The organism is Pseudomonas sp. TAA207, from assembly GCF_001529285.1.
Taxonomy (GTDB): Bacteria; Pseudomonadota; Gammaproteobacteria; order Pseudomonadales; family Pseudomonadaceae; genus Aquipseudomonas; species Aquipseudomonas weihenstephanensis.
This window is the reverse complement of record NZ_LLWJ01000072.1, coordinates 67,198-92,491: the sequence shown is the minus strand read 5'-3', so window position 1 is coordinate 92,491 and position 25,294 is coordinate 67,198. Positions and strand designations below refer to the sequence as shown.

The window sequence follows — 25,294 nt, the reverse complement described above, 5'->3', positions numbered from 1 at the left end:
CGGGGTCGAACTCCGTGTCAGGCGCGCGTTAAAAGGCGCGGGGCAAGCTCTTTGAGAGCGCGACGGTAGACCTCGCGCTTGAATGTCACCACCTGGCCCAACGGGTACCAATAACTGACCCAACGCCAGCCATCGAACTCCGGTTTACCGGTCAAATCCATCCGCACCCGCTGCTCGTTAGAGATCAGGCGCAGCAAAAACCACTTCTGTTTTTGGCCGATGCACAGCGGCTGGCTGTGGGTACGGACCAAACGTTGCGGCAAACGATAGCGCAACCAGCCTCGCGTACAGGCAAGAATTTCTACATCTTCGCGTTCAAGGCCAACTTCTTCGTTCAGCTCACGGTACAAGGCGTCTTCCGGCGTCTCATCAGGGTTGATACCGCCCTGGGGAAACTGCCACGCGTCTTGATTGATTCGGCGAGCCCAAAGTACCTGACCAGCATCATTTGTCAGAATAATCCCGACATTAGGACGGAAACCATCGGGGTCGATCACGGCAACAACCTCGCAAACGCATGTCGCCGCATTGTTCCACAAAGGTTGTGAAAGCAGCAACGCGCCTTCCTGCCTTATGTGCACTCTTATTAAAAGACCGTATTGTGGTGGGCCTTCAACGACAGCTCAGCGGGTAATTGCAATGCGTCTGGCTTTATTTGACTTGGACAACACCCTTTTAGGCGGCGACAGTGACCACGCGTGGGGCGACTACCTGTGCCAGCGCGGCATTCTGGACGGCGACGCGTACAAGGCGCGTAACGACGCGTTCTATCAGGATTACCTGGCGGGCAAGCTCGACAATGCCGCCTACCTGAATTTCAGCATGGAAATTTTTGGCCGCCATGACATGGCGCAACTGGATCAATGGCACCGCGAATTCATGCGCGACTGCATTGAGCCATTGATGCTGGCGAAGGCCTTGGCCCTGCTGGCCCAACACCGCGAAGCTGGCGACACGCTGGTGATCATCACCGCCACCAACCGCGTGGTCACGGGCCCGATTGCACAAAAACTTGGCGTGGAACATTTGATCGCCACCGAATGCGAAATCGTCGACGGCCGCTATACCGGGCGCAGCACCGACGTGCCGTGCTTTCGCGAAGGCAAAGTCACACGGTTGAATCGCTGGATGCAAGAAAACGGCTATAGCCTGCAAGACAGCTACTTCTACAGTGACTCGATGAATGACCTGCCGTTGCTGGAGCAAGTCACGCATCCAGTGGCGGTTGACCCCGATGAGAACCTGCGGGCTGAAGCCCTCAAGCGCGGCTGGCCGGTCATCTCGCTACGCTGAAAAACGTGCAGGAGCTGCCGCGGGCTGCGGCGGCTCCTACAGCGGGCGGGGCCGTTAAACCGGCTTGGCGCCCATCAACCCCGCAATGGCGATAAAGCAAACGGCACAAAAAATTGCCAGCCCCAGCGTTAAGCGTGGATGTTTGGCCACCCGGCCCAAGCGCAAGCGGTTAAGCCGTACCACCAGCCATAACCAGCTCAACGCGCCCAGCCCATACAGGCAACTGCCCGCCAACAACCACAGTTGACTCAGCGGCCAGCCCGCCAGGTGCACCAACCACCAGCCACTCACCGGCAAGGCCAGCAGGCAAAGTCCCATCAGCGCCCAGACAAACCCCCACGGGCGACGCAAGGCGCCACCCGACAGGTCTTTGTCCCCGGCACGCCAGCGGCGAATCACCACCACCAACAAAGCGATGGCGCTGACAAACAACAGCAGTGTCGACACGCCATGCAGCAACTTCAACGCGGTGAAGGTTTCCATGTCATTGATTCCTTGAGCAGTTCAATCAGCGTAGCGGCTCTTAGCCAAGAAACAGCTGATAGGCCGGATTATCACTTTCATCCCAGTAGGGGTAACCGATATCGGCCAACGCCGCAGGCACCAAATGACGCTCATCGGCAGGCACTTGCAGCCCGGCCATCACGCGGCCGTCGGCAGCACCGTGGTTGCGGTAATGAAACATCGAGATGTTCCAGCGCCCGCCCAGTTTGTTGAGGAAGTTGAACAGCGCCCCCGGACGCTCCGGGAATTCGAAACGGAACAACAACTCATCACTGACCTTGGCCGCGTGCCCACCCACCATGTGCCGAATGTGCAACTTGGCCAGCTCGTTGTCGGTCAGGTCGACCACCGGGAAGCCTTGCTCTTTAAGGCTCGCCAGCAAGGCACTGCGCGGATCGTTGACCGGGTGGGTTTGCACACCGACAAAAATGTGCGCTTCGCTGCCGGTGTGGTAGCGGTAGTTGAATTCGGTGATCTGGCGCTTGCCGATCGCCTGGCAGAACGCTTTGAAGCTGCCTGCTTCTTCAGGAATGGTCACGGCGATGATGGCTTCGCGACCTTCACCCAACTCAGCCCGCTCGGCTACATGGCGCAAACGGTCGAAGTTGACGTTGGCGCCCGAGTCGATGGCTACCAGAGTCTGGCCGCGAACACCGCGCTGTTCGACGTATTTTTTGATCCCCGCCACGCCCAACGCGCCAGCAGGTTCGGTGATTGAGCGGGTATCGTCGAAGATGTCCTTGATCGCTGCGCAGATCTCGTCAGTGCTGACGGTGATCACTTCGTCGACGTAGTCTTTGCAGATGTCGAACGTGTGCTGGCCGATCTGGCCAACGGCCACGCCGTCCGCGAAAATCCCCACGGTGGGCAGCACGACACGCTCTCCTGCGGCCATCGCGGCTTGCAGGCAATTGGAGTCATCCGGCTCGACACCAATGATTTTGATGTCCGGGCGCAGGTATTTCACATACGCCGCAATACCTGCGATCAGTCCGCCGCCACCGACGGGCACGAAAATCGCGTCCAGTGGTGCCGGATGCTGACGCAGAATTTCCATCGCCACGGTGCCCTGCCCGGCAATGGTGTGCGGGTCATCGTAGGGGTGAACGTAGACGTAGCCTTTTTGCTCAACCAGTTGCAGCGAATACGCCAGCGCTTCAGGGAAAGAATCACCGTGCAGCACCACAATGCCGCCACGCGAGCGCACGCCTTCGATTTTGATCTCGGGTGTGGTTTTAGGCATGACGATGGTGGCTTTGACCCCCAGCACCTTGGCGGCCAGCGCCAGGCCTTGCGCATGGTTACCGGCCGATGCCGTGACCACGCCACAGGCGCGCTCGGCATCCGTCAGGTGCATGAGTTTGTTGTAAGCGCCACGAATCTTGAACGAGTACACCGGTTGCAGATCTTCACGTTTCAGCAAAATCTGATTGCCCAACCGCTCGGTCAACTGGTTGGCGGCTTGCAGGGGCGTTTCAACGGCAACGTCATAAACGCGCGAGGTGAGGATCTTCTTAACGTACTGTTCGAGCATCGGAAAGCGTCACTGTGCGAGTTGGCAGGGACCGGGGAGTCTACCCCAGCGTTTACACGGGCGACCATACGAAATGGAAGGTTTATACACCCAGCCTTTTCCAGGGGAGAGGGCTGGGGTGAGGGCAAAGGTCGCACCCGCTGTCAGCCCCCACCCACAGTTCAATGGTTGGCCGTATAATGCCGGCCTTCTGTTTTCCTTCCCGCCCCGGAGCCCGCAATGACCCAGGATCAACTCAAACAGGCCGTCGCCCAAGCGGCGGTCGATTTCATCCTTCCCAAGCTGGATGACAAGAGCATCGTGGGGGTCGGCACCGGCTCCACGGCCAACTGCTTCATCGACGCACTGGCCCAGCACAAGGGCGCGTTTGACGGCGCCGTTGCCAGTTCCGAAGCCACCGCCGCCCGCCTCAAGGGTCACGGCATTCCTGTGTATGAGCTCAACACCGTCAGCGACCTGGAGTTCTATGTAGACGGCGCCGACGAAAGCGACGAAAACCTCAACCTGATCAAGGGCGGTGGTGCAGCCCTGACCCGCGAGAAAATCGTGGCCGCAGTCGCCAAAACCTTCATCTGCATCGCCGACGCCAGCAAGCTGGTGCCGGTGCTGGGCGCCTTTCCGCTGCCAGTCGAAGTGATCCCGATGGCCCGCAGTCACGTGGCCCGCGAGCTGGTCAAGCTGGGCGGCGATCCGGTGTACCGCGAAGGTGTGATCACCGACAACGGCAACATCATCATTGACGTGTTCAACATGCAGATCACCAATCCGGTGGAGCTGGAGCGTCAAATCAACGCCATCGTCGGTGTGGTCACCAACGGCTTGTTCGCCGCGCGACCTGCCGATTTGCTGCTGCTGGGCACGTCAGAAGGCGTTAAAACCCTGTCCAAGTAAATTCGCAGGCGTAAAAAAGCCGACGCTCAGCGTCGGCTTTTTTGTGCGCGTTGGGTTAACCGCGCTTGTAAACGATCTCTTTGGTGTTGCCACCGCAGGTGCCGACCACTTTGCCGTCGGCCGATGCGCCTTTGTCGACGATCTCCAGCGAGTAGTGTGCAACGCCTTTGGCGTCAAGCTTGGCAGCGATTTCGTTTTTCAGCTCACCACAGTCTTTCGCGGCAAAGGCTGTACTCGCCAGCGTCATCAAACTGACAGCCACTAAAATCTTCTTCATCCGTCACATCCCCTGTTCAAAACAAATAGGGTGCGCCGCGCTTGCACAGCGTCGCACCCAGACGGTGTAGCGGAGTTTATGGCAAACGGCCAGCCCTTAAGTTCAAAAGGATGGCGTGACTCAGCTGCTGGCGATGCGGAATCCCACTTTGAGGGTCACTTGATAGTGCGCCACCTTGCCGTCCTTGATATGACCGCGCGTATCGAGTACTTCGAACCATTCCAGGTGCTTGATGCTTTTGTTGGCCTCGGCCAGTGCATTACTGATGGCGTCTTCTATGCTGCTCGGGGACGAGCCTACCAGTTCGATTTTCTTGTAGGTGTGATGGTCAGACATAACGTTCTCCTTTTGTCGTAGGTCAAAGCCTAGCAGCGAATCTGCTCAATACTTGGGAAGCGCCGTGAAAGGAAAAGTTCAGGTTTACTGCACTTTCTGAAAACGGTGCAGTCGGACTTAACACACACAGTCACTCATCAATGCAGGAGAGCCCTAATGGCTAGCAATTCTTTACGTAAAGCCTCATTGCAAAGCATGGAAGCTGAGATCGAGAGCCTGCTTAAGTCTCTGGAAAGCCTCAAGGACGACGCCTCGGACGAGTCTAAAAAGACCCTCAAGGCCCTGAAAGGCAACGCCGAAAACGCGCTGAAACATTCGCGTCACCTGCTCAGCGAAACCTTCGAGGAAGTGAAGGACAAAACCCGCGAAACGGCCATTGCCACCCGCGAATACGCTCAAGAGCATCCGTATGCCACTGCCGGTGTTGCCATCGGTGCACTGGGCCTGTTGGCCGCGTTCTTGATGTGCAAACGCGGTAATTAATCCGCGTCACGCGCAAGCTCAGCCTTGAGCCACTGCGCCAGTTGCCGGGCACGCCCATCTGCGGCGCGCTTGGGCAGCCATAACGCCAGTTGCGCCGGGGTTTGCTTAAAACCCCACGGCGCAACCAGGCGCCCTGCCTTGAGGTCTTCGGCCACCAACGGTTCAGGGGCGATAGCCACACCCAATCCCGCCACCGCCGCTTCAAGCAAGTAGTACAAGTGCTCAAACCCCTGCCCATAGTTCAACGCTTTCGCGTCGAGCGCATGCTGCTGCGCCCAGCTTGGCCATGCCTGTGGCCGTGATGTGGTGTGCAATAAAGGCTCGCCCAGCAGTGCGCTGGCCGGGGCGTGACACAACTGTTGATAACGGCCCAAGCGTGGGCTGAGCACCGGCCCGATACGTTCGCTGCCCAACTCGTACACCTGCATATCGGCGGGCCACGGTGGCTCGGCAAACACCAGCAACGCATCCAGCCCGGGTTTACGCGGGTCAAGATCACCTTCGCCCGCCGACAAGTGCAGGCGCAAATCCGGCAGGTCCGCATTCAAACGGCCCAGGCGCGGGATAAACCAGCGTGCCAGCAAACTCCCCGAGCACCCCAGCACAAACGGCGCGTCGATATGGCTTTGCGTGAGTTCAGTGCATACGTTGCGCAAACGATCAAACGCTTCGCTGCTGGCATCGCGCAAGCGCACACCCGCCTCGGTGAGCTTCAGGCCGCGGCCTTCTTTGACGAACAAGCTCACGCCAAGATGCTCTTCAAGGACTTTTAGCTGCCGACTGACGGCGCCGTGGGTGACGTTCAATTGCTCGGCCGCCTGGCTGACGCTGCTCAGGCGGGCAGCGGCTTCAAAGGCGCGCAAGGCGTTCAAGGGCGGGAGATCGCGGCTCATGGGATATGTGAGTTTTCCTGACAGATTGCGGCGATCTTATCGGTTTTCATCCACGGCTGTCGCGGGTAAAGTCAGGCCCATCGACCTTCGTACCTTTTCAGCTGGAGCGTCCCATGACTCAATCCAACCTGCGTAACGGCCCGGATGCCAATGGCCTGTTCGGCTCATTCGGCGGCCGTTACGTGGCCGAAACCCTGATGCCGTTGATCCTCGATCTGGATCGCGAATACGAGCTGGCCAAAACCGACCCCCAATTCATCAAAGAGCTGGCGTACTTTCAGCGCGACTACGTGGGCCGCCCAAGCCCGCTGTACTTTGCCGAGCGCCTGACCGAGTTCTGCGGTGGCGCAAAAATCTACCTCAAGCGCGAAGAGCTGAACCATACCGGCGCGCACAAAATCAACAACTGCATCGGGCAGATCCTGCTGGCGCGGCGCATGGGCAAAAAGCGCATCATCGCCGAGACTGGCGCGGGCATGCACGGTGTAGCCACCGCCACCGTTGCCGCGCGTTTCGGCCTGCAATGCGTGATCTACATGGGCACCACGGACATCGAGCGCCAGCAAGCCAACGTGTTTCGCATGAAGCTGCTGGGCGCTGAAGTGATCCCGGTCGTGGCCGGCACCGGCACGCTCAAGGACGCGATGAATGAAGCGCTGCGAGATTGGGTGACCAACGTCGACAACACCTTCTACCTGATCGGTACAGTGGCAGGCCCGCACCCGTATCCTGCGATGGTGCGTGATTTCCAGGCCGTGATCGGCAAGGAAACCCGCGAGCAGATGCAAGCCCAGGAAGGCCGCCTGCCGGACAGCCTGGTGGCGTGCATCGGTGGCGGTTCCAATGCGATGGGCCTGTTCCACCCGTTCCTGGATGACACCAGCGTTGAAATCATCGGCGTCGAAGCGGCCGGTTACGGCATCGAGACCGGCAAGCACGCGGCCAGCCTCAATGGCGGCGAACCGGGCGTGCTGCACGGCAACCGCACCTTCCTGTTGCAGGACGACGACGGTCAGATCATCGACGCGCATTCGATTTCTGCGGGTCTCGATTACCCCGGCATTGGCCCGGAACACGCGTGGTTGCACGACATCGGCCGCGTCGAATACACCTCGGTGACCGACAACGAAGCACTCGATGCCTTCCACAAATGCTGCCGTCTTGAAGGCATTATCCCGGCGCTCGAAAGCGCCCACGCCCTGGCCGAAGTGTTCAAGCGCGCGCCGACCCTGCCAGCGGATCACTTGATGGTGGTCAACCTGTCGGGCCGAGGCGACAAAGACATGCAAACCGTGATGCATCACGTCGAACAGTCCCAGCAGGAGAAACACTGATGAGCCGCCTGCACACTCGCTTTGCTGAACTCAAAGAACAAAACCGCGCTGCGTTGGTGACCTTTGTCACGGCCGGCGACCCGGATTACGCCACCTCGCTGGCCATCCTCAAGGGCCTGCCCGCAGCAGGTGCCGATGTGATCGAGCTGGGCATGCCGTTCACTGACCCGATGGCGGATGGCCCGGCAATCCAGCTGGCCAACATTCGCGCGCTGGGAGGCAAACAAAACCTCGCCAAAACCCTGCAAATGGTGCGCGAGTTCCGTGAAGGCAACAGCGACACACCGCTGGTGCTAATGGGCTATTTCAACCCGATCCACCATTACGGCGTGGCCAAATTCATTGCCGAGGCCAAAGCGTCAGGTGTCGACGGCATGATCGTGGTCGACATGCCGCCTGAGCACAACAGCGAGCTGTGCGACCCGGCACAAGCAGCGGGGCTGGACTTCATTCGCCTGACCACCCCGACCACCGACGATGCACGCCTGCCCAAAGTGCTGACGGGCAGCTCGGGTTTTGTCTATTACGTGTCGGTCGCGGGTGTGACGGGCGCGGGGTCGGCCACCACCGATCAAGTGCGCGAAGCCATTGAGCGTCTGCGTCGCCATACCGACCTGCCCATCAGCGTAGGGTTCGGCATTCGCACCCCGGAACAGGCCGCAGCCATTGCCCGCTTGGCCGATGGCGTGGTGGTGGGTTCGGCCCTGATCGACAAAATCGAAAATGCAGCGACGCCTGAACAGGCCGTGGACGGCGTGTTGAGTCTGTGCGCGGCATTGGCTGAAGGTGTACGCAGGGCTCGCTAGATCAAAAGCCGCTCACCGTAACCCTCTCCCTTTGAGAGAGGGTCAGGCTGAGGGGCTTTTCAGCACCCCGCCATTTCCTGCGCCAGCCCCAGAAACGCGGCAGGCAAACGTGCCGTTTTTCGCTCCTTGAGGCAGTACAGATACTCGTGGATCACCGGCGCATTCTCCAGCGTCAGTACCCGTAAGTGCGGGTCGTGCGGTACTTCCTGACGCGCAATGATGCTGATGCCAATGTTGCGCAGCACGGCCTCACGAATTGACTCGCGGCTGCCGATTTCCAGCAGCGGGCCAAAGCCAATACCGGCCGTGGCGAGCAATTGTTCGGTCAGTCGGCGGGTGGTCGAGCCTTCTTCACGCATCAACAGGCAATGCCCGGCCAGCGCCGTAAGCGGCACATGATCGAGTGTGGCCAGCGGGTGATTGCGGTGCACGGCCAGCACCAGCGGATCACTGCCCAGCACTCGGCGAATCAGGCGCGGGTCTTCAAGCAATTGTGAGGACGCTGCGATGTCGACGCGGTATTCCTCCAGCGCCTCCAGCACTTGCTGCGAGTTGCCAATGTCCACCGACACTTCGATGTTCGGCAAACGCTCGCGAAAAGCTTTGACCAGATCGAGGATGTAATACGGCGCGGTGGCCGCGATACGCAATGCGCCTGCACCCTGGCCGCTGTTACGCAGGAAGAACTCGATGTCGGCTTCTTGCTGCAACAGCGCCTTGACCATCGGCATCAAGCGCACACCGTCGTCGGTCAGGGTTAACCGCCGCCCGCCGCGGTAGAACAACTCCACCGCGTAGTGGCTTTCAAGCTGGCGCACCTGCGTGGTCACGGTCGGCTGGCTAAGCCCGAGCTTTTTCGCGGCCTGAGTAATGCTGCCCAATTGGGCCACCCGGTAAAACGCTTTCAGCTCGGCACTCAGCACAACGGCCTCTCTATTTATTTGCGCAACAGGCGTAACCCGTTGAACACCACCAACAGGCTCACGCCCATGTCGGCAAACACGGCCATCCACATGGTGGCCAAACCGAGGAAGGTTACCGCAAGGAAGATGCCTTTGATGACCAATGCCAAGGCAATGTTCTGTTTGAGGATGCTGGAGGTCTGACGTGACAGGCGAATGAATGCCGGTATTTTGCGCAGATCATCGTCCATCAGGGCGACATCGGCGGTTTCAATCGCGGTATCGGTGCCCGCTGCGGCCATTGCAAACCCGATCTCGGCACGCGCCAGCGCAGGTGCATCATTAATGCCGTCGCCCACCATGCCGACGTGATGGCCTTGGGCGTACAGCGCTTCAATCGCCTTGAGTTTGTCCTCAGGCAGCAAGTTGCCCTGCGCTTCGTCGATACCCACTTGGGCCGCGATGGCCTTGGCGGTGTGCGGGTTATCGCCGGTCAGCATCAGGGTTTTGATCCCCAGCGCATGCAACTCGGCAATGGCTTCGCGGCTTGAGGCTTTAACGGTGTCGGCCACGGCGAACAGCGCCATTGGCCGGGCGTCGTTGCACAGCAGGATCACGCTTTTGCCCTGCTCTTCGAGCGCGAAGAGTTTGGCTTCCAGTTCAGGTGAGCACAGGCCCAGCTCCTCAACCAGGCGGTGGTTACCCAAGTGGTAGAGCGTGCCGTCGATTTCACCGCGCACCCCGCGACCGGCCAGTGCGGTGAAGTTATCCACAGCGCTCAAGACCTGCTTTTTATCCACAGCCGCATTGGCCACCGCCAGTGACACCGGGTGATCGGAGCGCGAGGCCAGGCTGGCCGCCAGCAGTAGGGCGCTGTCAGCCAGCTGCGGGTCGAGCGGCAGGTAATCGGTTTGCACCGGTTTGCCGTGGGTAATGGTCCCGGTTTTGTCGAGTGCCAGGTAATCGAGTTTATGGCCGCTTTCGAGGTAAACCCCGCCTTTGACCAAGATGCCTTTGCGCGCCGCGGCCGCCAGCCCGCTGACGATGGTCACCGGGGTCGAAATCACCAGCGCACACGGGCACGCCACGACCAGCAGCACCAAGGCGCGGTAGATCCAGTCAAACCACAGCTCGCCCATGAACAGCGGCGGGATGACGGCCACGGCCAACGCCAGCACAAACACCACCGGGGTGTAGATTTTGGCGAAGCTGTCGACGAACCGTTGGGTCGGCGCACGGGCGCCCTGGGCCTGCTCCACGGCATGGATGATGCGCGCCAGCGTCGAGTTATTCGCCGCAGCGGTGACGCGATACTCCAAAGACCCCGCCTGATTGATGGTGCCGGCAAACACTTTATCGCCCACGGTTTTCTCAATCGGCAGGCTTTCGCCAGTGATCGGCGCCTGATCGATGGTTGAACTGCCCGAGATCACCTCACCGTCCAGCCCGATGCGTTCGCCGGGCCGCACGCGCACGATGGCCTCAAGCGCGATGTCTTTGACGTCCTGCTCCCGCCAACTGCCGTCCGCCTGTTGCACGGTGGCTTTGTCCGGGGCCATTTGCATCAGGCCGCCGATGGCGTTGCGCGCACGGTCCAGGGATTTGGCCTCGATCAACTCGGCCACGGTGAACAGGAACATCACCATTGCAGCTTCGGGCCATTGGCCGATGAGGATGGCGCCCGTCACAGCGATGCTCATCAGGGCGTTGATGTTCAGGTTGCGGTTTTTCAGGGCGATCCAGCCCTTTTTGTAGGTGCCAAGGCCGCCACTGAAAATCGACACCAGCGCCACCAGTGCAATCACCCAGGTCGGCGCGGCATCGGTGAAGTGCAGCACTTCGGCCGCCAACGCGCCCACACCGGACACAGCCAATGGCCACCAATGCTTTTGCACGGTTGGCGCAGGCGCGGTCTCGCTGCCCGACTCCAACGGCTCGGCCTGCATGCCAAGGGACTTGATAGCCGCGACTATCGGGTCGGTAGACGCCAAATCGTGGGTCACGCCGAGAACGCGGTTGATCAGGTTGAATTCCAGCTGCTGCACGCCCGCCAGCTTGCCCAGTTTGTTCTGGATCAGGGTTTGCTCGGTCGGGCAGTCCATCGCTTCGATCCGAAAGCTGCTCAACCGGGCGCCCGCGGTAGGGGTTGCGTCAAGTGTGATCACGCTCGGGGCTTGAGCGGCCGAGCAGCAACTGTGGGCATGCGCGGCATGCTCATGCTGTGCGCCGTGATCGTGATCGTGATCAGCGCCGGGTGTGTGCGGGGTGTGAATGGAATCGCTCATTAGGGTGCGTCCAAAAAGGTGCTTGTTGCCAAGTAAAGACCCTGTAGCCACTATAGGGTCAAGCGACCTTTTGGAGAGATGCGCGATGAAAATCGGTGAACTGGCGAAATTGACCGACTGTCAGGTCGAAACCATCCGTTATTACGAGCGTGAAGGGCTGCTGCCGGAGCCGGCGCGCAGTGAGGGCAATTACCGTTTGTACACGCAGGCGCATGTGGAACGGCTGACATTCATCCGCAACTGCCGCAGCCTGGACATGACCCTCGAAGAAATCCGCAGCCTGCTCAACCTGCGTGACAGCCCGCAGGACCAGTGCGAAAGCGTGAACGCATTGATTGATGAGCACATCCAGCACGTCAAGGCACGTATCGACGGCTTGTTGGCGTTACAGACGCAACTGCTGGACTTGCGCCAACGGTGCGGCGCAGGGCCTGAAGGTGAACATTGTGCGATTTTGCAACGTTTGGAAGTCAGCGGCTCGGTGAGTGCCCCCGAAGGTGAGCCGAGTCATGTAGGTCGCAGCCACGGGCATTGAGGGCGAAGGTGTTGACCTTCGCGCACTTAAAAAGGCACCGCAGCCTTGGCCCTATCAACGCTTGTTCAGCACCCGCGCCAAACGATCACCGCCCAGCTGGATGACGGCCACCAGCACCACCAGCAACACAATCACGGTGAGCATGACTTGCGTGTCGAAACGCTGGTAGCCGTAGCGATAGGCGATGTCGCCCAATCCGCCCGCGCCGATGGCACCTGCCATCGCGGAAGAGTTGATCATGGTCACCAGGGTGATGGTAAAACCGCCCACGATGCCCGGCAGCGCTTCGGGCAGCAGAACGTGCCAGATGATGTGATGGCGTTTGCAGCCCATCGCCTGGGCCGCCTCGATGAGGCCGTGGTCCACTTCGCGCAAGCTGACTTCGACGATGCGTGCAAAGAACGGTGTGGCGGCCAGGGTCAGCGGTACGACCGCGGCCCACACGCCGTAAGTGGTGCCGACAATCAGTCGGGTAAACGGGATGAGTGCCACCATCAAAATCAGAAACGGGATGGAGCGAAACAGGTTCACGAACGCGCCCAGTGCTTTGTTCAGCGCTGGCGCCTGATAGATGCCGCCCTTGTCGCTGGTGACCAAAATCACCGCCAGTGGAATGCCCAGTACCAGTGCGATGAACGATGACACGCCGACCATCAAAAAGGTGTCGATGACGCCTTGCCACAAACGATCAAATCCCATAGCCCACCACCTCCACCTGTTGTGCCCACGGTTGTGCACGTTTGCGTAACGCTTCGGCGCCCAGTGAGCTGTTGCTTACGCTGACCAGCAGTTGCCCCAGGGCATGGCCTTGTATGTGTTCGACCCCGCCGTGCAGCAGGTGCACCTGACCGCCCAGGGCGCTAAACAACGCGCCCAGGTCTGGCGCTTGTGCGTGCTGGCCGGTGAAGCGCAGGCGCAGAATCACGCTCGATTGCGCCGACAGCGGCTGCGCCGTGATGCGGCTTTGCAGTGCGGGGGGCACGGTGTCCTGCAAGGGCGCGAGCAGGGTTTTACTCACGTCGTGCTGCGGGTCGCCGAACACCTGCCACACCGGGCCTTGCTCGACAATGTGCCCTTGTTCCAGCACCACCACGCGGTGGCAGAGGTCGCGAATCACAGCCATTTCGTGGGTAATCAGGATGATGGTCAGGCCCAGGCGCTGATTGATTTCGCGCAGCAAGCCGAGGATCGATTGCGTGGTCTCTGGATCGAGCGCAGACGTGGCTTCGTCGCACAGCAATATGGCGGGGTTGTGCACCAGCGCGCGGGCGATACCGACGCGTTGTTTCTGCCCGCCTGACAACTGCGCCGGGTAAGCGCCGTGCTTGCCTTGCAGACCGACCAGCTCCAGTAACTCCCGGACCTTTTGCTCACGTTGCAGCTTCGGCACACCTGCGACCTTGAGCGGCAGCTCAACGTTTTGCCACACGGTTTTGGCCGACATCAGGTTGAAGTGCTGGAAGATCATGCCGATCTGACGACGCAGCCCCACCAACGCGTTTTCATCGAAGCTGCTGATGTCAGTCTGCTCGATCAGCACCCGTCCGCTGCTGGGTTGCTCCAGACGGTTGATGGTGCGGATCAGCGACGATTTGCCCGCGCCGCTGCGACCAATAATGCCGAATATTTCGCCATGTTGAATCGCCAGGTCGATGCCTTTGAGCGCCGCCACGGGGCCTTGGCGACCGTCATAGGTTTTGCCTACGCCGATGAAACGCACATGGGCACGGCTCAGTTCAGGGTGCAGCTCGGTCTGGGTCGCGTTGGGCGGCGGCTCGTTGAGCTGCACGCGAGCAATGGCCACGCTCATATCAGCCTCCCCAACCCGGTTGGTACAAGGTGCCGTAGGTTTTATCCAGCGACGCTTTGACAACCGGCGAGTGCTGATAAATGTCGACGAATTTGGCGATGCGCGGGTCGTCTTTGTTGTCCGGCTTGATCACGAACTGAATCACGTATTCGGGGTGATCGAGCCCGTCGAACAGCAACGCAGAGCCTGCATCAAACGTTTTGGCCAAGCGGATGTAAGCCGGGTAACCCTGCACCAGATCGGCATCGTCATAGGCTCGAACCAGTTGCACCGCTTCGACTTGCAGAATCTTGATTTTTTTCGGGTTGGCGATGATGTCGTCTTCGGTGGCCTTGTACCCGACCCCGGGCTTGAGGGTGATCAAACCGGCCTTGGCCAGTAATTGCAGGCCACGTCCGCTGTTGATCGGGTCATTGGCGATGGCCACCGTGGCGCCAACCGGCAACTCATCCAGGCTTTTATATTTTTTGGCGTACAGCCCGATGTTATTGATGATTCCGGGTTTGAACGGCACCAGATCGCTGCCCGCTGCCGCATTGGCATTTTCCAGAAAGGGGATGTGCTGGAAGTAATTGACGTCGATATCACCGGCCGCCAGCGTGGTGTTGGGTGCGATCCAGTCGGTGAACTCCACCAGTTCAACGTTTAGCCCTTGTTTACCGGCCTCGGCCACCGCCGTTTCCAGCGGGATGGCGAAGGCGGCGGTGGTGCCGACTTTGAGCGGTTTATCGGCTGCATGCGCGAGGCTGCCGAGCAGTCCCAGGGCAAGTACCAGTGCGTATTTTTTGTTCATGGGCGTTATCCGGTCAAAGAGTTCGAAACCCGCAGCCGCTGACGCAGCCTGCGCCAGCGGCTGGGGGGTTAAGCGTTATGGCGGTAGTGGGCGCCGGTATGCCGTGCAGGCAGATGCGCATCACCTTCGCTAAACAGTTTTTGGCGCAAGCTGCCCCTGTCATAGGCCGTTTTGTACGAACCCCGGCGTTGCAGTTCAGGGATCACCAGGTCGATGAAATCGACGTAGCTTTCAGGGGTGACGATGCGAGTCAGGTTGAAGCCGTCCAGCCCGGTTTCTTCAATCCATGACTCCAGTTCATCGGCGACCTGCTCTGGCGAGCCAACCACCGTCATGTAGCGCCCGCCCAGTGCGTGTTGGTCGAGTAATTTACGGCGCGTCCAGTCGTTGTTTTGCAGCACTTGGGTGGCTGACTGGATGGCGTTGCTTTTCACGTACTGGATCGGTTCGTCCAATTCGTAGTCCGCAAAATCGATGCCGGTGGAGCTGGCAAAGTGCGCCACGCCCGCTTCGGCGCTGGCGTAGCTCAGGTATTCCTCGCGTTTGGCCTGCGCCTGAGCGGGGGTCGGGGCGACGATCACGTTAAGGCCCATGAACAATTTGATGTCGTCAGGGTTGCGCCCGGCCGCCACTGCGCTGGCGCGCACTTTGTCGACCTGGGTTTTGGTCGCAGCCTTGGTTTGGCCGCTGATAAACACGCATTCGGCATGGCGCCCGGCAAACTCCAGCCCGCGCTCGGAGCTGCCCGCCTGAAACAGCACCGGGGTGCGCTGCGGTGATGGCTCGCACAGGTGATAGCCCTGCACCTGATAGAACTCGCCGTCGTGTTGAACTTTGTGCACTTTGTCGGGCTGGGCGTAGATACGTTGTGTCGGGTCGTTAAGCACGGCGCCGTTTTCCCAACTGCCTTCCCACAGTTTGTAGAGCACCTCCAGGTATTCGTCGGCCTGGTCATAACGGCGGTCGTGCTCGACTTGCTCTTTGAGGCCCATGGCCTTGGCGGCGCTGTCGAGGTAGCCGGTGACAATGTTCCAGCCCACGCGTCCACGGCTCAGGTGGTCCAGCGTCGACATGCGACGTGCGAACAAATACGGCGGCTCGTAAGTCAGGTTCGCGGTCAGGCCAAAACCGAGGTTTTTAGTGACGGCAGCCATGGCTGAAACCAACAGCAACGGGTCGTTGACCGGCAGTTGGATCGACTCTTTGAGCGGCACTTGCACCGAGTTCTGGTACACGTCGTAGACGCCCACAATGTCGGCGATAAACAGCCCGTCAAACAGCCCGCGCTCCAGTAACTGCGCAAGCTCGGTCCAGTATTCGAGGGTGTTGAATTGTGTGGAGTTGTCGCGCGGGTGTGTCCACAACCCGTGGTTGATATGGCCAATGCAATTCATGTTGAAGGCATTGAGCAGGATTTTCTTTTTGGCCATCAGATGGTCCCCCGCAGTGGCGGGTTTTCATCGTTGAGGTAGTAGTTACCTATCGCGTGGTACTTCCAGCGCACCGGGTCATGCAAGGTGTGTACCCGGGCGTTACGCCAGTGACGATCCAGGCCATGTTCGGCCAGCGTGGCCTGGCTGCCCGCCAGTTCAAACAGCGTGCTGCCGGCTGCCAGGGAGATTTCAGTGCTGATGGCGCGCGCTTCGGCCACGGCAATGGAGGCTGCCGCGACGGTGCTGGCGTTCGGGTCGCCCTGGGCAATGTCCAGAAACTCCCCGGCGCGTTCCAGCAAGGCTTCGGCGGCGCTCAGGCGTACGCTCAAATGGCCGAAGCTTTTTAGGGTCAAGGGGTCTTCACTGGCGATGTCGGTGGTGGCGTCGATCCAGGGCCGGGTTTTGGTACGCACAAAGTGCAGCGCATCTTCAAAGGCGGCGCGGGCGATACCGGTGTCGATGGCGGCATGAAGGATTTGCGCCAGCGGCCCGACCGTGGTGGGACGTTCGAATGCACTCTGGAAAGGCACCACGTCTTCGGCGGCCACAAAAACGTTGTCGAGCACCACTGAACCGCTGCCTGTGGTGCGCTGGCCAAAGCCGCTCCAGTCATCAATGATGCTCAGGCCCTCGCTGTCGCGGGGTACGAACGCCAAGTGCTGCACGCCGTCGTCGTCCACCACCAGCGTGGGGATGCGTTGCGCATACAGCGCACCCGTGGCGTAGAACTTGCGACCGGTAATGCGAAAGCCGTGTTCGGCCTTGGCCAGATGAGTGGTGCGTTCATGAGCATTTTTAGTGCCCAGTTCAGCCAGTGCATTACCGAAGCGCTCGCCCGCCAGCACCTGGGCATACAGGCGTTGCTTTTGTTGCGGGCGACCATTTACCCGCAGCACTTCGAGGGCATAAAAGTGGTTTTGCGGGATTTGCCCCAGCGAACTGTCGGCGGCCGAAATCAACGCAATGACTTGGGCCAGCGTGGTGTTGGAAACCCCGGCGCCACCGTAAGCCTTGGGCACGGAAATGCCCCACAGTCCGGTGTGGGAAAACAGTTCGAGTTCATCGTGCGGCAAGCGCCGTTCACGGTCGCGCAGTGCGCTGTCGCGTTTCAACACGGCGGCCAGCTCATGGGCGATCTTCAGGGCCTCGGCGTCGCTGTGCAGCACCGGGACCTGTTTGGATGTCAGTGACATGGTGTTCTCCAGCGTCAGATCCAGGAATGTCGGGCAGGCAAGGTGCCGTTAAGGCGATACGCCCCGATGGCGTAGTATTTCCAGCGCACCGGGTCGTGCAAGGTATGCACGCGGGCGTTGCGCCAGTGCCGGTCAAGGTTGAATTCGGCGAGGCTGGCGCGGCTACCGGCCAGTTCGAAGAGCTTTTCACTGGCCAATAGCGACAGTTCAGTGCTCAGCACCTTGGCCTCGGCCACCGCAATCGAGGCGCGTGCAGCCGCTTGGGCGTCTATCGGCTTTGCGCTGACCTCATCCAGCACACGGCCCGCTTTGCGCAGCAGCGCATGGGCGGCGTGCAGTTCAATGCTGAGCTTGCCGATGTCGGCAATCACATAAGGGTCATCGCTGTTGCGCTCCACCTTGGCGTCGATCCAGGGGCGTGAGCGTTCGCGTACAAAACTGATGGTGTCGGCAATGGCCTCGCGGGCGATACCCAAGTCGATGGCTGCCTGGATCAATTGCGAGACTGCGCCCTGAATATTGGGGCTTTCGTTGATGCGCCAGTTGTCGACGACCAGGTCGGCGTCTACGCGCACATCATTGAGCAACACGGTGCCGCTGGCGGTCGTGCGTTGACCAAAACCTGACCAGTCATCGACCACGCGCAAGCCCGGTGTGCCGCGTCGTACAAAGGCAATGACTTGTTTGCCGTCTTCGTTCAGCGCTTTGACGGCAATCCAGTGAGCGAAAAGTGCACCGGTTGAGTAAAACTTCTGGCCGTTAATGACGACCTCGTCGCCATCCGTGGTGATGCGGGCTTTGAGGTCGAGGGTGTTTTTACTGCCGCGCTCAGGCCCGGCATTACCGATGCGCCAGCCTTGCAGCACGCTGCTGAACAATTGCTCTTTTTGGGCGTGGGTGGCCGTGCTCTGGATCAGGTTAAGAATGCCCACCTGGTTTTGCGGGATTTGCCCCAACGCCGGATCAGCGGCCGAAATGATGGCGAAGACTTCGGCCAAGGTGACGTAAGACACCTGAGGCCCACCGAATTCACGGGGGACAGAAATACTGCCCAGCCCGCTTTGCGTAAACGCTTCGAGCTGTGACCAGGGTAACTTGCGTTGCTGATCGCGCTTGGCCGCGTGTTCGCGGGCCACGGCAGCCAGGGCATGCGCGGCTTGAAGGGCTTCGTTGTCGTTGCGCAGGACATGCGCTGATAACAACAAGGGCGCGACATCGTGGTCGCTTTGCACATGTGCATTAGCCAAGTTAGACATCAGTACCGCTCCTTGGCTGCACTCAATGCCCTGGCGTTACGCACAAGGGTGATTGTGTTACTGACCATACCTACCTCGCATCTCAGGGAAGCGCCGTGTCAGCGGCGCGAATAAACGCTAGAGAGTCCGGTGGTCCGGTCTATATACCCTAATCGAGTATAAAAATTTAAAGAACTAACTTTTAGGAATATGGATAGACCTTTCTCACAGCCCGTTTGGGCTAGTCTCGCCAATTGGGCCTGGGTTCAGCGACGCGCAGTAACGCGTTGGAGGTCGGGTTTACATAGCGCCTGTTAGCACCCACCTTGAGCGTGCGTGCGGGCGCCCAACGTGAGTTGTTGCCGACGCGATCAATCACGCAGTAGGTGACTTCCAGTTTGGTGTCTTCCCCGGCTTCCTGAATGATGTCGGGTGGCACGAACACGTTGACGGCCTGGCCGATGTCCTCTCGGCGCAATTTGGGCACGTCCATGCGTATATCACCCCACATCAGGGTAATGGCATCGTCGATGGCCATGTTGGGGTAGGGCTCAATGATCAGGGGCACACCGCGTTTCATTTGGCTGGCATTGACCCCATACCGCTGGATGGGGCCGGGAATCCCCACCGGTGCAAGCCCCTGGTTTTCTTCGCCGATGGCTTTGCCGCCGGGGCAATCAAGTTTAACCAACACCTTGAGTTGGGCTGAAAGAGCAGGACTGCTGCCGATATGCATCACGCGGTAATAGAGTCGCGCCGAGCCATTTTGAATAAAACTTTCGGGCACTCTTAGCTGGCAGGGTTGGCCGATATCAGACTTCACAAGTTGCCGTGAAGTTACATAGCAGCCGTCCCAGAACAATTCGATCAGGTCACCTTCTTCCATATCTAAGTAGGGCGGTACGGTAATAAATAGCTGCTCGGCGGCCCGGGCACAAATCAGCGGCTTATTAGTTTGATAAAGAGCGGGGGGTGCGAGTTTATTGACGTGCGAGGTGAAAGGCATATGAACTCCGAAATCATTAATTTAATAAATGGCCGCGCACACCAGAGGGGGCGGTTCTCTAGTGGAAGTCAGGAGCTAGGCGCCTTCGTCTCTGAGTGCGCGTGATCGATGCCGTTCGCTCAATACAGGTGCTTGTGCAGCGCCGGTAAGTTCGAGCGTGGGCCGATCTGTTTTATTAGATAAGAGGCTGGATGGAGGAGTGTCAAGTTTGAAGTTGGTGAATACGCATGTCGTCTTATTATTCAGAAAGATCCTACCGGGCGGGCGGTGGAACCGGAAAGTCATTATCCTGGTCGACATTTGTTATCTCAATGTCTGCACATAATTAAATAGGTGGGCGGTGCAAGTCGATGTGCAAAGTGCAATATATTTAGAGCGGCCTAGTTTCTGGCGGCGCAAGCGTAGAGAAGTTGTCGCGCAGAGGGTAAAAGTTTCCTACGTTAAATTTATATTTTTCGGGGTATAGCGTTCTGGGTGTCATCTTTAATACGCTGTCGGCACATGGCTCAGTGCCATTATTTGGATTTTTTCGGGTTTCCTCTAGTCTTGCGGGCTGCGCGTGGCGCTTTTGCCATTAATTTCACATTCAGTCTGCATAATGCCTCTTGCCTGAGCAGCCTGCGTAACCTGTTTGTGTTACTCAGACGTAGCAAAAATTTTCTGGAAGAGCACATCAATGGCCACCGATCCTCTGCTGACCCCATCTGTCCGCCAACCTTCTCGCTTCTCGTTGCGCTGGTATTACTGGCTTTTATTGTTGGCAGCATTGCTTTACGGCGTGGCAGCCGTCATGCACTGGGATGATCGGGGTGCATTGTGGGTATTGGAGCGGTTTGAAAGCAGCTCCGAGCAGAGCGAAAGCGTCTGGCTGCCCGATTACACGGCAGTCATCGATGCCAAGCCTTTGCCCGGCATGGAGAAGGACGAAGCCTCCGATCTGGCGTATTCCCCCCTCAGCAAAACATTGTTTTCGGTCATGGGCAAAAACCCTTTCCTGGTCGAGCTGACACTTGAGGGTGATGTGTTACGCAAAATTCCTCTGGTGGGCTGGAGTAACCCGGAAGGTCTGACAGTCATGGAGAACGGGCTGTTGGCCATCGTTGATGAACGTGAACATTTGTTGACGATTGTGAAGGTCGATGCCAACACCAAAAGCTTGAACATTGCCGATTTCCCCAAGTACAACCTGGGTGTTTCCAAGGATCAGAACAAGGCATTCGAAGCCATTGCCTGGGACCCGCGTCGCCAACAATTATTACTCGGTGAAGAGCGTCCACCTGCCATGTTTGTCTGGAAGAGTGATGGCAGTCAGGTTCTCACGGGCAACAAACAAAAAGTGCCCAGTGATGAGCTTGATCTGCGCAACCTCTCGGCATTGAGCATTGATCCTCGCACCGGCCACACCCTGGTGCTCTCAGCAGACTCGCACATGTTGCTCGAACTGGATGAACTGGGCGAACAAGTCAGCTTTATGACGTTGCTTGGCGGTTTCAACGGCCTTAAAAACACCATTCCTCGTGCCGAAGGCGTGGCCATTGATGAGCACGGCACGTTGTACATGGTGAGTGAGCCGAACCTGTTTTATCGATTCGAGAAGGCACCCAAATAAGCTGGGGCTAATGTAGGAATATTCTTAAAGGCGAAGAGGGGTGTTGTGGATTAAGGTTTAATTCATACAGCCGTGGTATCTACACGGCCTGATCTGATTTTTGAGTCATGCCCCCATGCGCCGTGCCAGCCGTTCGACCGTGTTTTTCATCAGCCTGCTGCTCGTGGTTTTTGTAGCAGGCGGGTTTGCTGCACAACATTACCGCTTGTTCGAGCGCACCTGGTTCAATGCCCGCCAACTCTGGGAGCCTATGGACCCCAACGCGATCAACCTGGGTGAGTATCGTGCTGTGCTGCAAGGCCAGAAAATCGAAGGGCTTGAGGATGATGTGTCTGCTCTCACCTACGATCCGTTACGAAAAACCCTGTTTACAGTCACCAACCAGAAAGCCGAACTGATTGAACTCTCCTTGGACGGCAAGGTGTTGCGCCGTATCCCGTTGATCGGGTTTGGTGATGCAGAGGCCGTGGAGTTCATTGGCCCCGACACCTACGTCATCACCGACGAGCGCCAGCAGCGACTGATCAAAGTGCATGTAGATGACGCTACGCGTTCCCTGGATGCCGCTGATGCAGAGCAATTGATCCTTGGCATCAATCTGTCGGGCAACAAGGGCTTTGAAGGGCTGGCGTATGACTCGGCGGGCAAACGGCTGTTTGTCGCCAAGGAACGTGATCCCATGCTGATTTATGAAGTACGCGGCTTTCCTCAAGCTAACCCGCAACAGCCGTATGCGACTCACGTGGTGAATAATCCACGGCGTGATTCGCGATTATTCGTACGTGACTTGTCGAGTTTGCAGTTCGATGAGCGCAGCGGTCATTTACTGGCGTTGTCGGATGAGTCCAAGTTGCTGATTGAACTGGATGTCGAAGGGCGCCCGATCAGTACTTTGTCGTTGAAGAAAGGTCGGCATGGCTTGAAAAAATCAGTCCCGCAAGCCGAAGGCATTGCGATGGACGATGAAGGCACGGTCTACGTGGTCAGTGAGCCGAATCTGTTTTATGTGTTCAAAAAGCCCTCGCCCGATCAGTGATCGCACTGCGCGGGCACTTCACGTTTAGGTAAATAGGGCGGTAAGTAGAGGGCCAGATAAGCCTCGAAAACCCGCATGCCTTCTTCGGCCATGCGTGGGGTAATGCTGGCGTGAAGCTGAATGGAGCGCGCATAGACCCGGTCGCCCAGCTCCATTGCCAGCGCAAAAACATCCACGTCATCGGGCAAGGCAGGCAGTTCAAAGTGGCGTGAAAACAATGCCTGCAATTGCTGGCCCAGTTCCAGATCGTGTTGACGGTCTGCCTGGGTCACTTCCGTCAGGCCGTGCTGGGCCAGAATCAGCTGCCTGGCAGCCCCATCCTCGTTGTAAATCCTTAGCATGCGTTGCTCAGCCTGACGCGCCAGGTCCCGCCAGCTCTTGAGGTGCTGATGTTCCACAGGTGCTTGCAGGCAAGCGCGGAAGGCAGCGTGTATGTCTGCGGTCAGCGCCTCAAGCAAGGCGGGCACACTGTTGAAGAAGTGATACACCGAAGAGGGTGGGATTTTTGCGCGCTCAGCCACGCTGTAAATCGAAAGACTGGCCACGCCTTCTGTCGCCAGCAGTGTGCGGGCGGCGTTCAATATGGTGTCGATTCGAGCCTGGCTGCGTGCGCGGGCCTTGCGAGGTGTAGCGCGTGAAGTCACGGGGGCCGTCATGGGTGTCTCCTGCGGGCAGCAGACATTGTACGAGCCGGATAGTCGGTTAGCCACCGACCCGAACCGCGCGGTTGCGCGCAGGCTGCGCCGGCCGCCTGTGCGCAGGGAGTATCAATTGGAAGGCGTGCAGTTGCGCATCCGATACTTCCATCGGGGTCTTCAAAATATGCCAGTTAATGCCTTCAATGTCGGGCTGCGCGGACATCGATTCTTTATAGGCGTAGTACTCACGCTGTTGTGGAAGCAGTTGAGCGATATCGAATTTCCCCAAGACAAATGCATCGCCCTTATGACGCGGCATTACGGCGAGTAACTGTGCAAGATTGGCGTTTTCCTGGCCTCTTTTGAAGACGATGGCGACCACAGCCACTTCGCCGGTTGAACTTCTATGCACCAGATGCGCGACCAGCGGGTAGCTGCGACCCTTTATGAGGTCTGCTCCAGGCTGATGAAAATGCAACTGCTCAAAATCGTAGGACTTGGTCCCCAATGTGATAAGCCCCTTCATTTCGGTCCTGACTTCCAGGGTATGGCCAATATGCTTAACCGTTGCTGGCCCTGGACTGTATCGCGTGTCCAGTTCGGGCAGATGAGCGCGCAGTGAATGCTTGATGTTGATAGGTGACTGCAACTCTCCACACCCGTACGGCGCCCCTTCGGGGGACTGCTGCGAGCAATCGTCGGCCACGGTAGGCGTCGCAAAGTGCCAAGGTTGATCCTCAGACAGTGCACTGTGACAAACAAACAAGCCGATCAACAAAATGACCGCCGCGAGGCGATGGTGTTTTGTGTAGGGGAGCTTTTTAGCGATAGGCATGTAAATGCGGTCCGGTAAAGATGGCTGAGCACCCTGCGTGTGGCTCATTAAGCCGATCATCTTGGGAGCTCGGAGTACTTTTTTATGTAGGTTTTTTCCTGATTCCTTGTGGATAGCGACGTAAAAGAAGAAAGAAAAAGCCACAAAAAAACGCCGCAGGCTGTAAGGCCGGCGGCGTTTTTTTAAAGCAGCAATCGTTTACACGGTATGCAAGTACCAGTTGTATTCGAGGTCGGAGATGGAGTGTTCAAACTCTTCCAGCTCGCTCTCTTTACAGGCCACAAAGATATCGATGTATTTGGGGTCGATGTATTTGGCCATGACTTCGCTGTCATCCAGCTCACGCAGTGCATCGCGCAGGTTGTTTGGCAGGCTTTGCTCGTTCTGCTCGTAGCTGTTGCCTTCGACCGGAGCACCCGGCTCGATCTGGTTGGTCAGCCCGTGGTGAATACCGGCCAACACAGACGCCATCAACAGATACGGGTTGGCATCGGCACCGGCTACCCGATGTTCGATGCGCACAGCATCAGACGAACCGGTCGGTACGCGGATAGCCACCGTACGGTTATCCAGGCCCCAGCATGGCGAGTTCGGTACATAAAACTGAGCACCGAAACGACGGTACGAGTTGACGTTAGGGCATAGGAACGCCATCTGCGCCGGTAGGGTCTCCAGCACACCGCCGATCGCGTGACGCAATGCGGCGTTCTGCTCGGGATCCTCGCTGGCAAAAATGTTTTTGCCTTCTTTGTCCAGAATCGAGATATGTACGTGTAGTCCGTTGCCCGCCTGGCCTGGGTAAGGCTTGGCCATGAACGTGGTATCCATCTCATGGTCGTAGGCGATGTTTTTAATCAGGCGTTTGAGCAGTACCGCGTAGTCGCAGGCCTTGATCGGGTCGGCAACGTGGTGCAGGTTCACTTCGAACTGCGCCGGGGCACTTTCTTTAACGATGGCGTCAGCCGGGATGCCTTGCTCTTTCGCACCTTCCAGAATGTCCTGGAGGCAGTCGACGTATTCGTCGAGGTCGTCGATCAGGTACACCTGAGTCGAGTGCGGGCGTTTGCCGGAGATCGGCGAGCGCGGAGGTTGCGGGCGACCGTTCACGTTCTCCTGGTCGATCAGGTAGAACTCAAGCTCGAAAGCGGCGCAGATGGTCAGGCCAAGCTCGTCAAATTTAGTAACAACTTGACGCAGCACTTCGCGCGGGTCGGCGAAGAAAGGTTCACCTTCAAGTTCGTGCATGGTCATCAGCAGTTGCGCGGTAGGGCGCTTTTGCCACGGCTCGTTGCACAGGGTGTCAGGGATTGGATAACAGATTCGGTCTGCGTCGCCGATGTCCAGACCCAGACCGGTGCTTTCCACCGTTGAGCCATTGATATCCAGAGCAAATAGAGAGGCTGGCAGGTTGATGCCTTTCTCGTAAACCTTGTGGAGGCTGGTGCGTTCAATGCGCTTACCGCGCACTACACCATTCATATCCGCAATTAGAAGGTCAACGTACAGAACCTCAGGATGTTCCTTAAGGAACGCGTTCGCTTCATTCAGCTGAACGGCACGCGGGGGTACCGACATGATGCAACACCTTTGTTGTTAAAAATATCAATCATTGAGCGCTACGGGTTTCAGTCAA

General features: G+C 58.4%; 26 protein-coding genes. 8 read left to right on the top strand and 18 right to left on the bottom strand.

What is annotated here, in order from left to right; genetic code table 11:
• Positions 1-17: 17 nt before the first annotated feature.
• Positions 18-497 (bottom strand): RNA pyrophosphohydrolase, encoded by a 480-nt coding sequence (locus AP059_RS20170; protein ID WP_047278492.1) that lies wholly within the window; start codon positions 495-497, stop codon positions 18-20.
• Positions 498-639: 142 nt separating this feature from the next.
• Here AP059_RS20170 and AP059_RS20165 point away from each other — a divergent pair, with 142 nt between their 5' ends.
• Positions 640-1,293: an HAD family hydrolase gene (locus AP059_RS20165; protein WP_059765700.1), complete on the top strand. Its 654-nt coding sequence runs from the start codon at positions 640-642 to the stop codon at positions 1,291-1,293.
• A 54-nt stretch (positions 1,294-1,347) separates the two neighbouring features.
• On the opposite strand, the gene AP059_RS20160 is transcribed toward AP059_RS20165, so the two are convergent.
• A complete protein-coding gene (locus tag AP059_RS20160; RefSeq protein ID WP_059765698.1) occupies positions 1,348-1,776 on the bottom strand; it encodes a DUF2269 family protein in 429 nt (142 codons plus the stop codon).
• Positions 1,777-1,816: 40 nt separating this feature from the next.
• A complete protein-coding gene (ilvA, locus tag AP059_RS20155; RefSeq protein ID WP_059765697.1) occupies positions 1,817-3,331 on the bottom strand; it encodes a threonine ammonia-lyase, biosynthetic in 1,515 nt (504 codons plus the stop codon).
• A 219-nt stretch (positions 3,332-3,550) separates the two neighbouring features.
• Here ilvA and rpiA point away from each other — a divergent pair, with 219 nt between their 5' ends.
• A complete protein-coding gene (rpiA, locus tag AP059_RS20150) occupies positions 3,551-4,222 on the top strand; it encodes a ribose-5-phosphate isomerase RpiA (RefSeq protein ID WP_059765694.1) in 672 nt (223 codons plus the stop codon).
• 55 nt (positions 4,223-4,277) lie between these two features.
• Here rpiA and AP059_RS20145 read toward each other — a convergent pair whose 3' ends face one another.
• Positions 4,278-4,499: a DUF1161 domain-containing protein gene (locus AP059_RS20145; protein ID WP_059765692.1), complete on the bottom strand. Its 222-nt coding sequence runs from the start codon at positions 4,497-4,499 to the stop codon at positions 4,278-4,280.
• A gap of 120 nt (positions 4,500-4,619) precedes the next feature.
• Positions 4,620-4,835 carry a dodecin gene (locus tag AP059_RS20140; RefSeq protein WP_048363967.1) on the bottom strand — a complete coding sequence of 72 codons (216 nt, stop codon included), beginning with the start codon at positions 4,833-4,835 and terminating at the stop codon, positions 4,620-4,622.
• A 156-nt stretch (positions 4,836-4,991) separates the two neighbouring features.
• Between AP059_RS20140 and AP059_RS20135 the strand changes: the two genes are divergently transcribed.
• Positions 4,992-5,318, top strand: coding sequence for a DUF883 family protein (locus AP059_RS20135; protein ID WP_048363968.1), 327 nt, complete (start codon positions 4,992-4,994; stop codon positions 5,316-5,318).
• Here AP059_RS20135 and AP059_RS20130 read toward each other — a convergent pair.
• Positions 5,315-6,211 (bottom strand): LysR family transcriptional regulator, encoded by an 897-nt coding sequence (locus AP059_RS20130; protein ID WP_059765690.1) that lies wholly within the window; start codon positions 6,209-6,211, stop codon positions 5,315-5,317. The genes AP059_RS20135 and AP059_RS20130 overlap by 4 nt on opposite strands.
• Positions 6,212-6,324: 113 nt before the next feature.
• Between AP059_RS20130 and trpB the strand changes: the two genes are divergently transcribed.
• Positions 6,325-7,545, top strand: a complete 1,221-nt coding sequence (trpB, locus tag AP059_RS20125) for a tryptophan synthase subunit beta (RefSeq protein WP_059765688.1) — start codon at positions 6,325-6,327, stop codon at positions 7,543-7,545.
• Positions 7,545-8,351, top strand: coding sequence for a tryptophan synthase subunit alpha (gene trpA, locus AP059_RS20120; protein ID WP_059765686.1), 807 nt, complete (start codon positions 7,545-7,547; stop codon positions 8,349-8,351). Before trpB ends, trpA begins: the two co-directional genes overlap by 1 nt.
• A 59-nt stretch (positions 8,352-8,410) precedes the next feature.
• Here trpA and AP059_RS20115 read toward each other — a convergent pair whose 3' ends face one another.
• Together AP059_RS20115 and AP059_RS20110 are read right to left on the bottom strand one after the other, a co-directional pair.
• On the bottom strand, positions 8,411-9,274 hold the full coding sequence (locus tag AP059_RS20115; RefSeq protein ID WP_059765685.1) for a LysR family transcriptional regulator: 864 nt from the start codon (positions 9,272-9,274) through the stop codon (positions 8,411-8,413).
• A gap of 14 nt (positions 9,275-9,288) precedes the next feature.
• Entirely contained in the window at positions 9,289-11,538 is a 2,250-nt protein-coding gene (locus tag AP059_RS20110; protein ID WP_059765683.1) for a heavy metal translocating P-type ATPase, read from the bottom strand.
• Positions 11,539-11,623: 85 nt separating this feature from the next.
• On the opposite strand from AP059_RS20110, the gene cadR reads away from it, so the two are divergent.
• Complete coding sequence (cadR, locus tag AP059_RS20105) at positions 11,624-12,073, top strand: Cd(II)/Pb(II)-responsive transcriptional regulator (RefSeq protein ID WP_048363974.1); 450 nt, start codon at positions 11,624-11,626, stop codon at positions 12,071-12,073.
• Positions 12,074-12,127: 54 nt separating this feature from the next.
• Here the strand turns inward: cadR and AP059_RS20100 are convergent, their stop codons facing one another.
• The 7 genes from AP059_RS20100 to AP059_RS20070 form a co-directional block, all read right to left on the bottom strand.
• Complete coding sequence (locus AP059_RS20100) at positions 12,128-12,772, bottom strand: methionine ABC transporter permease (protein WP_059765680.1); 645 nt, start codon at positions 12,770-12,772, stop codon at positions 12,128-12,130.
• Positions 12,762-13,883, bottom strand: a complete 1,122-nt coding sequence (locus tag AP059_RS20095; protein ID WP_059765678.1) for a methionine ABC transporter ATP-binding protein — start codon at positions 13,881-13,883, stop codon at positions 12,762-12,764. The genes AP059_RS20100 and AP059_RS20095 overlap by 11 nt, the downstream gene beginning before the upstream one ends.
• A 1-nt stretch (position 13,884) precedes the next feature.
• A complete protein-coding gene (locus AP059_RS20090; RefSeq protein ID WP_048363977.1) occupies positions 13,885-14,676 on the bottom strand; it encodes a MetQ/NlpA family ABC transporter substrate-binding protein in 792 nt (263 codons plus the stop codon).
• A 68-nt stretch (positions 14,677-14,744) separates the two neighbouring features.
• The gene (locus AP059_RS20085) at positions 14,745-16,106 is read right to left on the bottom strand and encodes an LLM class flavin-dependent oxidoreductase (protein WP_059765675.1); all 1,362 of its coding nucleotides are present in this window, start codon (positions 16,104-16,106) and stop codon (positions 14,745-14,747) included.
• The gene (locus AP059_RS20080) at positions 16,106-17,302 is read right to left on the bottom strand and encodes an SfnB family sulfur acquisition oxidoreductase (RefSeq protein WP_059765673.1); all 1,197 of its coding nucleotides are present in this window, start codon (positions 17,300-17,302) and stop codon (positions 16,106-16,108) included. Before AP059_RS20080 ends, AP059_RS20085 begins: the two co-directional genes overlap by 1 nt.
• 14 nt (positions 17,303-17,316) lie before the next feature.
• A complete protein-coding gene (locus AP059_RS20075) occupies positions 17,317-18,558 on the bottom strand; it encodes an SfnB family sulfur acquisition oxidoreductase (RefSeq protein ID WP_059765671.1) in 1,242 nt (413 codons plus the stop codon).
• Between the two features lie 220 nt (positions 18,559-18,778).
• Positions 18,779-19,543, bottom strand: coding sequence for a hypothetical protein (locus AP059_RS20070; RefSeq protein ID WP_059765668.1), 765 nt, complete (start codon positions 19,541-19,543; stop codon positions 18,779-18,781).
• Between the two features lie 676 nt (positions 19,544-20,219).
• Between AP059_RS20070 and AP059_RS20065 the strand changes: the two genes are divergently transcribed.
• Both AP059_RS20065 and AP059_RS20060 read left to right on the top strand, forming a co-directional pair.
• The gene (locus AP059_RS20065) at positions 20,220-21,152 is read left to right on the top strand and encodes an SdiA-regulated domain-containing protein (RefSeq protein WP_059765666.1); all 933 of its coding nucleotides are present in this window, start codon (positions 20,220-20,222) and stop codon (positions 21,150-21,152) included.
• 115 nt (positions 21,153-21,267) lie between these two features.
• Positions 21,268-22,188, top strand: a complete 921-nt coding sequence (locus AP059_RS20060; RefSeq protein ID WP_059765665.1) for an SdiA-regulated domain-containing protein — start codon at positions 21,268-21,270, stop codon at positions 22,186-22,188.
• Here AP059_RS20060 and AP059_RS20055 read toward each other — a convergent pair.
• From AP059_RS20055 to AP059_RS20045, 3 genes are read right to left on the bottom strand one after another with little or no spacing between them, the layout of a single operon-like run.
• Positions 22,182-22,832: a TetR/AcrR family transcriptional regulator gene (locus AP059_RS20055; RefSeq protein ID WP_059766207.1), complete on the bottom strand. Its 651-nt coding sequence runs from the start codon at positions 22,830-22,832 to the stop codon at positions 22,182-22,184. The two genes, AP059_RS20060 and AP059_RS20055, sit on opposite strands and share 7 nt — an antisense overlap.
• Before the next feature lie 58 nt (positions 22,833-22,890).
• Positions 22,891-23,805: a carbonic anhydrase family protein gene (locus tag AP059_RS20050; RefSeq protein ID WP_059765662.1), complete on the bottom strand. Its 915-nt coding sequence runs from the start codon at positions 23,803-23,805 to the stop codon at positions 22,891-22,893.
• 54 nt (positions 23,806-23,859) lie between these two features.
• On the bottom strand, positions 23,860-25,236 hold the full coding sequence (locus AP059_RS20045; protein ID WP_059765661.1) for a glutamine synthetase family protein: 1,377 nt from the start codon (positions 25,234-25,236) through the stop codon (positions 23,860-23,862).
• Positions 25,237-25,294: the final 58 nt, after the last annotated feature.

What these genes read in the sequence shown, in the direction of transcription:
- AP059_RS20165 (WP_059765700.1), top strand. Translation starts at nt 640, where the DNA reads ATGCGTCTGGCTTTATTTGACTTGGACAACACCCTTTTAGGCGGCGAC.
- AP059_RS20160 (WP_059765698.1), bottom strand. Translation starts at nt 1,776, where the DNA reads ATGGAAACCTTCACCGCGTTGAAGTTGCTGCATGGCGTGTCGACACTG.
- ilvA (WP_059765697.1), bottom strand. Translation starts at nt 3,331, where the DNA reads ATGCTCGAACAGTACGTTAAGAAGATCCTCACCTCGCGCGTTTATGAC.
- rpiA (WP_059765694.1), top strand. Translation starts at nt 3,551, where the DNA reads ATGACCCAGGATCAACTCAAACAGGCCGTCGCCCAAGCGGCGGTCGAT.
- AP059_RS20145 (WP_059765692.1), bottom strand. Translation starts at nt 4,499, where the DNA reads ATGAAGAAGATTTTAGTGGCTGTCAGTTTGATGACGCTGGCGAGTACA.
- AP059_RS20140 (WP_048363967.1), bottom strand. Translation starts at nt 4,835, where the DNA reads ATGTCTGACCATCACACCTACAAGAAAATCGAACTGGTAGGCTCGTCC.
- AP059_RS20135 (WP_048363968.1), top strand. Translation starts at nt 4,992, where the DNA reads ATGGCTAGCAATTCTTTACGTAAAGCCTCATTGCAAAGCATGGAAGCT.
- AP059_RS20130 (WP_059765690.1), bottom strand. Translation starts at nt 6,211, where the DNA reads ATGAGCCGCGATCTCCCGCCCTTGAACGCCTTGCGCGCCTTTGAAGCC.
- trpB (WP_059765688.1), top strand. Translation starts at nt 6,325, where the DNA reads ATGACTCAATCCAACCTGCGTAACGGCCCGGATGCCAATGGCCTGTTC.
- trpA (WP_059765686.1), top strand. Translation starts at nt 7,545, where the DNA reads ATGAGCCGCCTGCACACTCGCTTTGCTGAACTCAAAGAACAAAACCGC.
- AP059_RS20110 (WP_059765683.1), bottom strand. Translation starts at nt 11,538, where the DNA reads ATGAGCGATTCCATTCACACCCCGCACACACCCGGCGCTGATCACGAT.
- cadR (WP_048363974.1), top strand. Translation starts at nt 11,624, where the DNA reads ATGAAAATCGGTGAACTGGCGAAATTGACCGACTGTCAGGTCGAAACC.
- AP059_RS20100 (WP_059765680.1), bottom strand. Translation starts at nt 12,772, where the DNA reads ATGGGATTTGATCGTTTGTGGCAAGGCGTCATCGACACCTTTTTGATG.
- AP059_RS20095 (WP_059765678.1), bottom strand. Translation starts at nt 13,883, where the DNA reads ATGAGCGTGGCCATTGCTCGCGTGCAGCTCAACGAGCCGCCGCCCAAC.
- AP059_RS20090 (WP_048363977.1), bottom strand. Translation starts at nt 14,676, where the DNA reads ATGAACAAAAAATACGCACTGGTACTTGCCCTGGGACTGCTCGGCAGC.
- AP059_RS20085 (WP_059765675.1), bottom strand. Translation starts at nt 16,106, where the DNA reads ATGGCCAAAAAGAAAATCCTGCTCAATGCCTTCAACATGAATTGCATT.
- AP059_RS20080 (WP_059765673.1), bottom strand. Translation starts at nt 17,302, where the DNA reads ATGTCACTGACATCCAAACAGGTCCCGGTGCTGCACAGCGACGCCGAG.
- AP059_RS20075 (WP_059765671.1), bottom strand. Translation starts at nt 18,558, where the DNA reads ATGTCTAACTTGGCTAATGCACATGTGCAAAGCGACCACGATGTCGCG.
- AP059_RS20070 (WP_059765668.1), bottom strand. Translation starts at nt 19,543, where the DNA reads ATGCCTTTCACCTCGCACGTCAATAAACTCGCACCCCCCGCTCTTTAT.
- AP059_RS20065 (WP_059765666.1), top strand. Translation starts at nt 20,220, where the DNA reads ATGGCCACCGATCCTCTGCTGACCCCATCTGTCCGCCAACCTTCTCGC.
- AP059_RS20060 (WP_059765665.1), top strand. Translation starts at nt 21,268, where the DNA reads ATGCGCCGTGCCAGCCGTTCGACCGTGTTTTTCATCAGCCTGCTGCTC.
- AP059_RS20045 (WP_059765661.1), bottom strand. Translation starts at nt 25,236, where the DNA reads ATGTCGGTACCCCCGCGTGCCGTTCAGCTGAATGAAGCGAACGCGTTC.